The organism is Candidatus Sarmatiella mevalonica (genome assembly GCF_016751895.1).
Classification (GTDB): Bacteria; Pseudomonadota; Alphaproteobacteria; order Rickettsiales; family Rickettsiaceae; genus Sarmatiella; species Sarmatiella mevalonica.
On record NZ_JACVVM010000038.1, the window covers coordinates 1 to 12,246 of the forward strand.

At 39.2% G+C, this 12,246-nt stretch carries 14 protein-coding genes, 1 tRNA gene and 2 pseudogenes; 11 read left to right on the forward strand and 6 right to left on the reverse strand.

Translation table 11 applies throughout. The annotated features are described in order from the left end of the window. Window positions 1–531: 531 nt before the first annotated feature. The 4 genes from Sarmat_RS03935 to rpmF form a co-directional block, all read right to left on the reverse strand. Window positions 532–1,929 carry an amino acid permease gene (locus tag Sarmat_RS03935; RefSeq protein ID WP_202149528.1) on the reverse strand — a complete coding sequence of 466 codons (1,398 nt, stop codon included), beginning with the start codon at window positions 1,927–1,929 and terminating at the stop codon, window positions 532–534. 91 nt (window positions 1,930–2,020) lie between these two features. Beyond that, the gene (locus Sarmat_RS03940; RefSeq protein WP_202149529.1) at window positions 2,021–3,001 is read right to left on the reverse strand and encodes a tyrosine recombinase; all 981 of its coding nucleotides are present in this window, start codon (window positions 2,999–3,001) and stop codon (window positions 2,021–2,023) included. A gap of 325 nt (window positions 3,002–3,326) precedes the next feature. Beyond that, window positions 3,327–3,401: transfer RNA gene (locus tag Sarmat_RS03945), tRNA-Cys, on the reverse strand. Between the two features lie 249 nt (window positions 3,402–3,650). Beyond that, window positions 3,651–3,845, reverse strand: a complete 195-nt coding sequence (gene rpmF / locus Sarmat_RS03950; protein ID WP_202149530.1) for a 50S ribosomal protein L32 — start codon at window positions 3,843–3,845, stop codon at window positions 3,651–3,653. A 310-nt stretch (window positions 3,846–4,155) separates the two neighbouring features. On the opposite strand from rpmF, the gene Sarmat_RS03955 reads away from it, so the two are divergent. From Sarmat_RS03955 to Sarmat_RS04005, 11 genes and pseudogenes are all read left to right on the forward strand, one after another. After that, entirely contained in the window at window positions 4,156–4,617 is a 462-nt protein-coding gene (locus tag Sarmat_RS03955; RefSeq protein ID WP_202149531.1) for an outer membrane protein assembly factor BamE, read from the forward strand. Then, window positions 4,610–4,918 carry an Asp-tRNA(Asn)/Glu-tRNA(Gln) amidotransferase subunit GatC gene (gene gatC, locus Sarmat_RS03960; protein ID WP_202149532.1) on the forward strand — a complete coding sequence of 103 codons (309 nt, stop codon included), beginning with the start codon at window positions 4,610–4,612 and terminating at the stop codon, window positions 4,916–4,918. Before Sarmat_RS03955 ends, gatC begins: the two co-directional genes overlap by 8 nt. A gap of 117 nt (window positions 4,919–5,035) precedes the next feature. Then, the gene (gene gatA, locus Sarmat_RS03965; RefSeq protein WP_202149533.1) at window positions 5,036–6,517 is read left to right on the forward strand and encodes an Asp-tRNA(Asn)/Glu-tRNA(Gln) amidotransferase subunit GatA; all 1,482 of its coding nucleotides are present in this window, start codon (window positions 5,036–5,038) and stop codon (window positions 6,515–6,517) included. Beyond that, on the forward strand, window positions 6,518–8,044 hold the full coding sequence (gene gatB, locus Sarmat_RS03970; protein WP_202149534.1) for an Asp-tRNA(Asn)/Glu-tRNA(Gln) amidotransferase subunit GatB: 1,527 nt from the start codon (window positions 6,518–6,520) through the stop codon (window positions 8,042–8,044). Between the two features lie 71 nt (window positions 8,045–8,115). Further along, the gene (gene atpH / locus Sarmat_RS03975) at window positions 8,116–8,640 is read left to right on the forward strand and encodes an ATP synthase F1 subunit delta (protein WP_202149535.1); all 525 of its coding nucleotides are present in this window, start codon (window positions 8,116–8,118) and stop codon (window positions 8,638–8,640) included. A 67-nt stretch (window positions 8,641–8,707) separates the two neighbouring features. Next, window positions 8,708–9,928: a zinc-ribbon domain-containing protein gene (locus Sarmat_RS03980; protein WP_202149536.1), complete on the forward strand. Its 1,221-nt coding sequence runs from the start codon at window positions 8,708–8,710 to the stop codon at window positions 9,926–9,928. A 75-nt stretch (window positions 9,929–10,003) separates the two neighbouring features. Continuing rightward, window positions 10,004–10,417, forward strand: coding sequence for a VOC family protein (locus Sarmat_RS03985; RefSeq protein WP_202149537.1), 414 nt, complete (start codon window positions 10,004–10,006; stop codon window positions 10,415–10,417). Window positions 10,418–10,452: 35 nt separating this feature from the next. After that, window positions 10,453–10,962, forward strand: coding sequence for a hypothetical protein (locus tag Sarmat_RS03990; RefSeq protein WP_202149538.1), 510 nt, complete (start codon window positions 10,453–10,455; stop codon window positions 10,960–10,962). A gap of 86 nt (window positions 10,963–11,048) precedes the next feature. Then, on the forward strand, window positions 11,049–11,228 hold the full coding sequence (locus Sarmat_RS03995; RefSeq protein WP_202149541.1) for a transposase: 180 nt from the start codon (window positions 11,049–11,051) through the stop codon (window positions 11,226–11,228). A gap of 5 nt (window positions 11,229–11,233) precedes the next feature. After that, window positions 11,234–11,389 carry a hypothetical protein gene (locus tag Sarmat_RS04000; protein WP_202149539.1) on the forward strand — a complete coding sequence of 52 codons (156 nt, stop codon included), beginning with the start codon at window positions 11,234–11,236 and terminating at the stop codon, window positions 11,387–11,389. A gap of 27 nt (window positions 11,390–11,416) precedes the next feature. After that, window positions 11,417–11,757 (forward strand): annotated as a pseudogene (locus Sarmat_RS04005) (helix-turn-helix domain-containing protein); the annotation flags it as partial. Here the strand turns inward: Sarmat_RS04005 and Sarmat_RS04010 are convergent. Further along, window positions 11,661–11,978 carry a transposase gene (locus Sarmat_RS04010; protein WP_202149540.1) on the reverse strand — a complete coding sequence of 106 codons (318 nt, stop codon included), beginning with the start codon at window positions 11,976–11,978 and terminating at the stop codon, window positions 11,661–11,663. The pseudogene Sarmat_RS04005 and the gene Sarmat_RS04010 sit on opposite strands and share 97 nt — an antisense overlap. A 10-nt stretch (window positions 11,979–11,988) precedes the next feature. Continuing rightward, window positions 11,989–12,246, reverse strand: a pseudogene (locus tag Sarmat_RS06720) (hypothetical protein); the annotation flags it as partial.

Genomic DNA, 12,246 nt, shown 5'->3' on the forward strand with positions numbered 1-12,246 from the left:
TTTGCAGGAGATTCAACGCTTTTTAATTCTTTCGCTACCACCTCAAAATCAAATAAGTCTTTAAATTTGCGATATTGATGCTTTGGACTAACTAATTGATTTAAACTTACCATTGTAATTTGATGCGCTGAAGACATTTGAAAACCTCGTGCTTTTGAGATTTATTATAACAAAAATTACCTCATCTCGCAACGGTCCCATTCTGCGTTTTTTAAGTGCATAACTTACTTTCTTACTTACGCAACAGGTCTACTATAGGATAATGGCATTTTCTTTTTATTTTATCGCATTATATACTAAAATTTCCACTTAATTAATACAAGGTGGTTTGCTATAATTGAATCTGTGGGTTGCAAACTTATTTTTCTACCACCTTATTCGCCAGACCTAGAGCCGATAGAAAAATTTTAGGCTAATATAAACGACGGATTAAAGATAGAATTACTAAATTTACTCATTTGTATGATGCCTTACAGCACTTCTTTATCTCACTTAATAAAATTATAGGGTAGTATGACAAAAACTAACCGTTCATACTACATCATCTTGTCGTACTTTATATATAATAGGTAAAAATGGTAGGCCACTTAGTGCAAATAAAGCAGAACAGATTAATTCGCTACTAGAAGAGTTGACAATCATTAATATACAGAAGATTACTGAAACCAACGCGGCTATAAAATATAATACATGAAATTTAATCCGCTTACTAAGCATAAGCTTTATCATACTTATAGCGCAAATAAAATATACAAAAATAAAAGTTAACACCGAGAGATTAATAATATCATCTATCTGCTTCGCTAATTCCCCGCTAGCAGTGTAATACATAAATGGCACCATAAGTAAGGAGCTAATGAGAATGCTATACACCGGCGCACCTTTAGAATTGAGATGCGCGAAAAAAGATGGCATCAAACCCTCGTAGGCTAAGTTGCGCGATATTTGACTGGCTGAAAAGATCCAGGAATTGATTGTACCTATGCAAATTAAGCTTGTGAGTATTGATATACTTAAATGCCAGGAGTGACCTAGTAGATGCTCTATCACATCTACATATGGCGCATTAGATTGAGCTAGTTGCTGGGCTGGAATTACTCCTAAAATACTCACGGAATTAATAAAATATACTGCTGCTACAATAGTAGTTCCTATTACCAACGCTTTTGGAATTAAAGAGCGAGCATTCTCTACATCCTTCATTGGAATAGTAGCTGTTTCCACACCTATAAAGCACCATAAAGTGAACATTGTTACTTTATACAAAATTTGCCACGCAGAGAGTGACTCTACTTGCTGTGGTATAGTGAAATGCGACGGTTCAATTTCGGGCAAAGCTAAGATAGGTATAATTATTAGAGGCAAAACCTTTATTGCGCTTAAAAAGATCTCAGTCATACCCACTGCATGCGTACCATATAAGTTGAGCAGCGTGAGGACTGCTAAAAGCAAAAGCTCCAACCAAAAATATATCTCCTGATAGTTAGGCAAGAAGGGCGAGAGCGAGCTAACAGCCACTCCTATCACAGCAGTGGTGCTAAGCCACGAAATAACCCAATAGGTCCAGCCCACAAAAAATCCCACTAAATCACCAAATGCTGATCGAGCATAGCTTTGCGGCCCACCAATATTTGTTTTGGCTGTTTGCGCAAGATATGCGAAGGTAAGGGCTAAGCATATGGCGCCAATACCAGAAAAGCACCAGCCCCAAAGGCTATATGCACCATAAGGCGCCAGGCTTGAGGGTAAGGTTAATATCCCAGAGCCTATTTGGCTACCTATAACGATTGAGAGTAGAGCCCAAAACCCTATCTGCTTCACTTCGCTTGGTTTGCTGCATAACCTTATTTCCGCCCGAGAGTTGCGTTGACTAGAATGCGATAACTTTCTGACGCGAGGTTTTGGATTATTTGTTTTAGATTTATTCACTTTTTTGCTAGACGCGTCACTGCTGATAGATTTTGCTTAATCAGGAAAAGATTAGTTTAATTTAGTTTTAAAGTTATTGTGCTAAACTAACCTATCGCACATTACGAGACGAGCGTTTTGAAGAAATTAAATCTATGATGCTCATCTTGGTGAGTGGATGTTTTTTACGCACTAAACTACCCAAGGTATTGCATTCAACCTTTGTGTATATTTGTGTAGAAGCGATGTTACTATGACCTAATAATTCCTGTATCACTCTCAAATCAGCGCCATTGCTTAGCATATGAGTAGCGAAAGTATGGCGTAGTACATGAGGTGAAACGTCGTTAGGGTCAATACCTGCTGCGTAGGCAGTGTGTTTTAACGCGACAGCAAAATTTTGGCGCGTCATATAACCTAAGTTTGACTTAGAGCAAAAGAAATATTCATTCTTCTTTTCGTAGTTTTGTGTCTGATTTCGAATTTCTTTAACAAAATATGACCTGATATCTGCATATCTTTGTAATGACTGCGCAGCCTCATCGTGCACCACCAACACTCTTTCCTTGCCACCCTTGCCCTTGATGATAAAAGATTGCTTCACTTTGTTTTGGTGGTCTAGTATAGTGTATGTGTGAATACTCACTAGCTCAGAAACTCGCATGCCAGTAGCGTAAAGCAGATGGATCATTGCGTTTAACCTAATGCCATAATATGAACGATCATTATTTGAATACATTAATAGAGCTCTCATATGCTCTATAGATATAATATTCGGAATAACTTGAGCGTACTTTGGGGCGCTAATATTCAGCAGTGGATCGCTGTTTACTACCTTGTTCATTAACAAGAAATCATAATAACCGCGTAGGGTAGAGAGTTTTCTATTCACCGTTCTAGATTGAGAGCGCCGCGCCGTGAGGAACTCTATGAAGTCAATGATGTCGCCACCCTGAACTTCTGCTACGTTAATTTCTTTTTGTAAAAGAAATTGCTTAAAATCTAATAGGTCACGTTTATAGCTATAAACTGAGTTTGGCGTCAACCCCTTTTCTACAACCAAACTCTCCAGAAATTGATCGAGACAATGCATATAATAATCCTATAATAAGATAGAAAAAGAAAGATGGTACACTCTTATATTCGAAGAATTGATGTCGTTTTATTTTACAGACTAGTGCTTCCTGAATAGTGTTAATAAACCACTATCACAGAGCCTTCGCCGGTTAGGATGTAGTAGCAAGCATACGAAACGCAAAAGCCAGAAACATACATGAGGCACACACGGTTTTGAATTGGAATAGTGAAACAACAGCTTTCTCTGCTAAGTTTACCAAAAAGCTAACAAATCAAGTTAATGCGCAAAGATCAAACTATAAGTCCAACGTGCTATCCAGTAGTAATATATTTAGGTTGTATGGAGGCTAGGGTCGGAATCGAACCGACGTATGGAAGATTTGCAATCTTCTGCATTACCACTTTGCGACCCAGCCATAAAATAAAAACACAACTCATAACTCACTATGAGCTAATGTGCAACTGTATAAAAACTCATACAGCTTAAGAGCCCAAGAATTTTAAGTAAATTATTGCCGACAGATACCAGCAAACGATTATGGGCGAGCAAATAAGATTATCTCAAAATTCGCTATTGCACATGAAGGCATTGCAGACAAGGGCGGCATGCACTACCGCGCAAAGTAGCGTTGTGCCAGCTCTGAATAACAAAGAAGCGCCAGCAACTAATCACCGTCTTCGTCTTGCTCAATCTTCTTGCGCACAACCACACGACCATTATAAATGTTTGCGGATAAACGATGGGGCAGATGATATTCGCCCGTTTCCTTATTTTCTACCAGATTTACTCTCTTTAGGCCATGATGAGACCGACGTTGATTTCTCCTTGATTTTGAAGTTTTCTTTTTAGGTACTGCCACAATTCACCTCTTGACTAAAACGAATCTTGCGGAGGCATTCAGAACACAGAATGAACCGCATGAGAGAATCATACGATAACCTTGCTAAGAAATCAAGGGTTTTTAAGAAATTATCTCTTTTTTGTCTATACAAGCTTTTAATAATAATATATCATCTTACACTAATGCCTTTGGTTGGGGCGTATGATTAATTCGTTGTGCAATAACATAACCCACGCGTCTCCTCTTTATAGTATATTATTCTGTTTTGTTTTTATTTTTTTTATTTGTTGTATTATTTATTAATTATTTTTCGTAAAGATCATAACTTATGAATAAGAAAAGCTCACTTTTGTTTGCGATCTGTGCACTCCTCCTTACTTTATCTGCATGCGCCAAACGCCAGATACACGGCCAGTTATTGCCAGACGATTTGGTGCAAAAAGTGAAAGCATCTAGTCATACTCAAGAAGAATTATTGGCTATGCTGGGCACTCCCGCTATTATTCCAGACTATACTAAAAATGTTTGGTATTATGTAGAACAGACTACCGAATCTAAAGCCTTTTTTAAACCAAAAACCATCAAGCAGCGCGTGATGCGCGTGGAATTTAATAGTAATAACATAACATCTCGCATAGATGTGATAGATAATAAACATATAGACTTTAGGCGTTTTGATAGTGAATGCACAGAGGCTAGAGGTACCAAATCTTCATATATGCAGAGATTTTTTAAGAATGCCGGTAGATTTCGTAAAATAAAGCAAAAGAAGAGGGATCAAGATGAGTGAATTAACAGTAGAGCAAATAAGAAAACTTTCTAAACTTGCAAAAATTACCTTTTCTCAGGAAGAAGAGCAGCTTTTTTCTCAACAACTCACCCAGATATTAGATGTGGTGGAAGTGTTACAGAGCGTGAACTGCGATGGTGTGGAGCCCATGTTCTCTGTGCTAGACTACGTCAGTCAACGACTGCGTGATGATGTGGTGCAGCAAGATAGCAAGAAAGGCGAGTTGTTTTGCAACTACCACCAAACCTGCCCTAATAAGCTAGATGTACCATACTTTATAGTACCTAAGGTTATTGAATAGCTCTTACTCCGTTCCAAAACTTATTAAACAAAGTATCAATAGACATGAATAAGAACTAGCTAGTGCGAATTTTCATAATCATTTTCATATATTTCATAAAACAATGGGTTATTTAACATGACCAGTCTAAATCATCTCTCTATTATGCAGGCTATAGAAGGCCTGAAACGTGGCGATTTTTCCGCCACAGAATTAGTGCGTTCTCATATAGAAAATATAGAGCGCTTCTCTGAATTAAACGCATATGTTACTACTACTTTCGAATTAGCTCTCAGCCATGCCAAGGCGGCGGAGGCGAACTACCTTAAAAAACGGAATAAACCGCTAGAAGGCATACCCATAGGAGTGAAAGATCTATACTGTACGCGCGGTATACTCACCACCTGCTCCTCTAAGATACTACATAATTTCGTGCCTCAATATGAGTCTACCGTCACACAGAGAGTGTTTGACTCTGGCGCTATTATGTTAGGTAAAACAAACATGGATGAGTTTGCCATGGGTAGCACAACTACAAATAGCTTTTTTGGTGCCACAATTAATCCTTGGAAAGCGGAAGGTAGCGTAGAGCAACTTGTTGCCGGCGGTTCTTCAGGAGGGTCTTCTGCTGCAGTAAGCGCCTTTTTAGCAATGGCGGCTCTTGGTAGCGACACGGGCGGCTCGGTGCGTCAACCAGCTAGTTATACTGGTTTATTTGCTATCAAACCAAGTTATGGCAGATGTTCTAGAAGGGGTATGATAGCCTTTGCTAGCTCATTAGACCAAGCGGGAGTGTTGACTAGAAACGCCATAGATGGAGCGATTATGCTAGAGAGTATGATGGGGTTTGACCCACTTGACTCTACTTCGCTGGATGCGTCCGTGCCAAAATTAACCGATGCATGCGCCGTGCGTGATCTTTCAGGTGTGAAAATTGCCATACCCATCGATCTTATGTCTAACCCAGGCATGATACCTGAGGTGCTAGATATGTGGAAAAGATCTATAAAGGATCTAGAGTCTTTGGGTGCTGAAATAATAGAAGTGAAGATGCCAATGGCCCACCATGCTCTTGCTGTATATTACATCATCGCTCCAGCAGAGGCATCGTCTAACCTAGCACGTTACGACGGCGTACGCTATGGTTTGCGCCAGGAAGATGAAGGCGATGGTTTAAACGACATGTATATTAAAACCAGATCAGATGGTTTTGGCGCCGAAGTTAAACGGCGTATTATGATTGGAACTTACGTGCTGTCTTCTAAGGCGATGGATTCTTACTATATTCGGGCTCAAAAAGTGAGGCGTTTAATCGCGCTGGAGTTTCGGGATATTTTTCAAAAAGCTGACGCAGTACTTCTGCCTTCCGCGCCAACTGATGCTTTTGCTTTGAATGCTAAACTAGATCCTGTTTCTGTATATCTAAACGATATCTTTACAATACCCGCAAGTCTTGCCGGCCTACCTTGCGCCTCAGTGCCAGCTGGTCTTTCAAAACGTGGTTTGCCGCTTGGGATGCAGGTGGTGTGCAAACATCTAGACGAGCTTAATGTTTTTAGAGTATCGTCTGCGCTTGAAAAAGTGAATGAACATTTAAATTTTAAGCCAAGAGGTTTTTAGATGGAAGAATTACTGAAAAAATGGGAGTGTGTTATAGGTTTAGAAATTCATGCTCAAATTAGCTCGAAGTCTAAGTTGTTTTCTTCGAGTTCTACTACATTTGGCGCCGAGCCAAACGAGAACGTCTCTTTTGTAGATGCAGCTATGCCAGGAATGCTTCCTGTATTAAATAAAGAGTGTTTGCATCAAGCTATCAGAACGGCACTTGCCCTTAATTCTAGGGTGCATTTAGTGTCTATGTTTGACAGAAAAAACTACTTCTACGCAGATTTGCCACAAGGATACCAAATTTCTCAATTCTATCATCCCATTGCTACCGGTGGATATATCAAGCTAGAGCAAGAAGATGGAGAAAAGACTATTCGCATTAATAGACTGCATATCGAGCAGGATGCTGGCAAAAATATACACGATCAATCACCAAAATATAGCTTCGTTGATCTAAACCGCGTTGGCGTAGGACTAATGGAAATAGTGAGCGAACCGGATCTGCGCTGCGCACAGGATGTGCTAGAGTATGTGAAAGCTTTGCGTAGTATTTTAAGATATATTGGTAGTTGCGATGGTGACATGGAGAAAGGTTCATTGAGATGCGATGTGAACATATCAGTGCGACCAAGAGGTAGCACCGAGCTGGGCACTAGGTGCGAAATAAAGAACGTGAATTCCATGAGGAGCATTTCGCGCGCTATCGAATTTGAATTTATGAGGCAAGTAGAGCTGATTCAGGCGGGCGGAAAGGTGGAGCAAGAAACCAGATTGTTTGATGCCACTTTAAACGAAACTAGAGCGATGCGCAGCAAAGAAGATGCTCATGATTACAGATATTTTCCAGATCCAGATCTGCTACCGGTGGTAATAACGCAAGATTTAGTAGAACAAATAGGCGCTACCTTACCAGAACTACCTAATCAGAAAAGAAAAAGATATATTGGCGTTTTAGGGCTAAGCGCATATGATGCGCAAGTGATTGCAGAAGATGCTGAAATTGCTGAATATTTTGAGCGTGCGGTAGATGCTTTTACTCAATTTGTACACCCCTCCGCTGCCTCTTCTTCTCCAGCTACCTCTGAACCAAGTAAGGCGTCAAGTAGTGACTCTAAGATTATAGCTAATTGGATTACTAGCGAGTTGTTCGCGTTGCTTGGGAAGAATAATGTTGAAATTAATGCCTGCAAGGCAAGACCAGAAGCTATTGCAAAACTGGTGTATTTAATTGATGTTGGAACTATCTCAGGTAAGATTGCGAAGGACGTGCTGGTAATTTTATTTGATACGGGCATGGATCCAGAAGAAATAGTATTGCAAAATGGTTGGAAGCAAGTGCAGGATGTGTCTAGCATAGAGGCGGTGATAGACAAGGTGTTGCAGCAGAATGCACCATCAGTTGAGCAATATTTAGCTGGTAAGGATAAGTTGTTTGGCTTTTTTGTGGGTAGTGTGATGAAAGAAACCAAGGGTCTTGCCAGTCCGTCTTTGGTGAATGACTTGCTCAAACAGAAGCTAACGAGTTATAATAAGAGTTAATTAGAGTTTGGCAAAGAGGTCTATTAAAAGATATTAAAAGAATTTGAGGATGTGAGTGTAATATGAAGATAATGCTAAAAAATTACGCGAAGGCTTTGCTAGATTATGCCATGCGCAATAAACTAGAAACGCAGATTGAAGAACAGTTTCGGTGTATGGTGTCCTCTATTATGAATAATCGGGAATTAAATGATGTATTGGGTTCTAAAGCTATAACTAAATCTAGCAAGTCTGTGGTGCTCACTCGGGTTATGACGCAGTGTAAGTTTGATGGGGGCTTAATCAGGTTTTTTACTCTTTTGATTAAACATGAAAGAATAGCTATGCTTGATCAGATATATACGAGTTATCAAAACCTGGCGCGCGCGTCATCTGGTAAAGAAAAGGTGATAGTGTATTATGCGCGCAACATTGCAGACAAAGAAAGGAATAGTATTGCTGACCTAATCAAGAAAGAATTGCGGTGTGTTAAACTAGATGTAGATTTTATAGAGGATGTTAATCTGGTAGCGGGTTTTGTAGTGCGCCATAATAGCGTGAGGATGGATTATTCTGTAGCCGGAATTATTGAACATCGTTTAACTGCCGACTGTTAAGCGTGGCTATCGGGAGCCAATGTCGTAAGGGATTTATAGAAATAGAGTTTCGTTAAGAAATTAAGATATGAATAAGCTGCTGATAGACTGCCCTAACTGTGATACCTCGTTTGAGGTAGTGACCGACGGTAACATAGATGGGCGTAAACTGCGCTGTTCAGAGTGTAGGTATGTTTGGTTGTTTCACTCAGCAACAGAAGTTATCGATGAGGAAGAAGAGAGCGGAGAAGATGATGATGATGTTCGCGCTCACGAGGGCCATGGTCAGAGCGATGCGCGTCAGAATCTTGATGAGAATCTTGATGTTTTTGAAGATAGCGCCAACCAGCAAGATAGTTATGCGCACGATAGGCAAGCGGCGCAGTCTGCGCGTTTTGTCCAGCATCCTCATGGTGGATATATTAGCCAATCATTTGCTCACCCATTAACTAGCAAGGAAGAGCGAAGTTCTGCCAGCTATAGCGGAGGCGTGAGCGCACATCATGACCGTGGCAAAGAGTATGTTCACGCTAAAAACCATCATGTACCAGTTAATTCTTTATCATCTGCGAGCAATAATAAACATCTTTCCAAACGCGTTTATGATGAGCAAACGCAAGGATCATACGAAGCGCAGAACGCCTGGCATACTAAAGTACGTGAGGATTCACGCATCAACAGCGACGCGCAGTTGCCATCAGGAGTAGAGTTTGGGGTGGGGTCTATTGAATATACTGAGGTAGATAAAGTTAGAACAAGCTCGTTTCAAACTATTCCCAAACGCCAGGAGTTGCTAGAGCATACAACTAGTAAGTGGGAGCAATCTGATTCAGCTTTTGCATTTCAAGATGTTGCGTATAGAAAGCAAAAAATAACTTTGCCTATCACGCAGCTACCAGAGCAAAAGAATACATCTTATCTTTTATATCTCACCACAGTTGTGCTGCTCGCATTTATCACCGCCATAGTTTTGTTTGGTTTTAGGGATTGGTATCTTGCAGATGTTACATTAAGTTCAAAAATCAACTTATCCTTGAGTGATGTGCAGATGATTAACCAAGATAATAAGTTAACAATATTATCGAAAATTATTAATAATTCATCAAAGGTTGATGCCGTGCCATTGGTGCGCATTAGACTGTTGGATCATAAAGATAGAGTGGTGGAGCAGAAATTACTAAACTATCAACAAATTGCCTTGCAACCTGGACAAGAGTTTAATATTAAAATCGATTTTGATTGCGTTACGCAAAAGATCAAATATGCTGATGTGAGCATTGGTAGTAAATGGGATTTTCTTGTGCGATAAATTTGTTCGATAAAATGATAATTCATTTAGTTTTTGATTTAGATTATAGATAGATTATAAATAAAATATAGAGATATGCAGCCAAGAATTAGCATGATTACCTTAGGTACGAGAGATTTAGCAAGAGCTACGCAATTTTATGAGAAAGGATTAAATTTTCCAAGGATGGATTTTCCCGGTGATGTGAGTTTTTTTACGCTTAGTGGTTGTTGGCTATCGCTCTACCCATGGGAATTACTAGCGCAAGATGCCCAAATGAACGGCGGTGCGTCTGGTTTTCGAGGAATAACGCTTGCGCATAATGTTGCAAATGAGAATGAGGTAATTACTGTATTAGCCCAGGCTGAAGAGGCCGGAGGTAGGGTCGTGAAGCGCGCTCAAAAAGCTGACTGGGGCGGATTTTCTGGTTATTTTATCGATCTGGATGAGCATTTGTGGGAAGTGGCATACAATCCGTACTTTCACGTTGGTGCTAAGGATGTTTTATAAAATGAGATTAGGAGTGATGCGGGGGGGTGTTACGTATGAACGGATTAATGCAAATTATCAAAGGAACGCCATTATACATTTGGGGTGTATTAGCTTATTTGTTGTTTGTTGGCATTAAGAGTGTCAAAACGCGAGTGATTTATCTACCAAAGCTTTTTATCATTCCATTGGTATTGCTATCTATGAAGTACAAAACCTTTCTTTCTGAAGACGTTTTGGTGTTTTGTTTTGCGATTATAGTAGGCGGCACATCGGGATTTTTTATGCATTTTAAACATAAAATAAAGGTTATAAAAAAAGAAGTGGCGGTTGAAGTGCCTGGAGGTTATGGAACTCTCATAATATTGCTTTCCTTTTTTATTATTAAATACTATTTTGGATACTTAAGGTCTGCAGATCCCGATTTATTTCTTAAATATTCTATCATAGAAAGTATAATTAGTGGGTTGTTTTCTGGTTATTGCATAGGACGAGCGCTAATGTTTAGCTATAAATATTCGAGAGATTTAAAATTAGCAATAGAGTCAGCATCTACACGCATATAGCTAAACAGTATAAAAAGAGGATGACAATAAGAACAGATAGTGGTATAAAATAGTAGTAAAATATATAAATATGATTTCTTCAGTAGATTTCTGCAAAAAAATTTCATAAGAGTAAAGAGACGAAAAAATTATTAGAAGACGAGCAGCATACCTTAATTTATTTACCACCCTATTTTCCCGATTTAAATCCTATTGAGAAAAAATGTGCTCACGCTAAACTCACAAGAATAAATTTTAATTGCTCAATTGATGCTTTACTTCAATAGACCTCTTGCATAACCTATTCCGCGGGGTAATTTTGTTGTCAAAACTCCTTTGCGCTCCTCATATACTAGAGTATACTGCGGCGCTCAACATCATTTTCCTAAAAATTCCTCCTTCATTAGATCTCTCTCGAAACTGTGATATATGTATATACTCAAGCTAGGTCAATAAAAATATTATGGTTGTGCAATTGAAATATGAACAAGCGAAGATTTTATCAGATGATCAATTCAGAAGATTAACAGGAGTTAAGCGTGGTACGTTTGATAAGATGGTAAAAATATTAGAAGAAGCTGATAAAAAGAAAAAACTAAAGGAGGTAGAAGAAATAAGCTGAGCATGGAAAATCAGCTATTAATGACATCGGAATATATCAGAAAATACCGCGCATATTTCCATGTTAGTCAAAGTTATGGAATAAGCAAAAGTTCCTGTTACAAAGGAATTAAGTGGATAGAAGATACGCTAATCAAGCATCCTGATTTTGCTTTGCCTGGTCGCAAGGCATTAGGCAGTATCGACATTGATTTTATCCATCGATAAATTCCGGCTATAAAAACAAAGCCAAGATATGCAATATCAAGCTTGTCGTATCTTGTTGCGACACGCCTAAAATGCTTGAGCTTATTGAACATACGTTCAATTAAATTCCGTTCCTTATACAATTCTTCGTCATACTCCCTTGGTACTTTTCTTCTTGCTCTGGAAGGTATTACAACTTCAGCTTTCGCATCCTTAGCTGCCTTAACCATATAATCCACATCATAATCCCTTATCTGCTATCAAGGCCTCCATTTTTCTATCTTTTACCAAATCTAACGCTTTTATATAATCGGACCTTTGTCTCGCAGTAACAAAGAATCTCACAAGATTTCCCAATGCATCACAAGCAGCATGTAATTTGCTACTAAACCCTCCTTTAGATCTTCCTAACCCCCTTTTCTTGTATACCAGTTTCGGTATTTCTTTAAAGCACCTGCTGAGTGCTGGTGCGCTCTGATAATAGTAGAATCTATCATT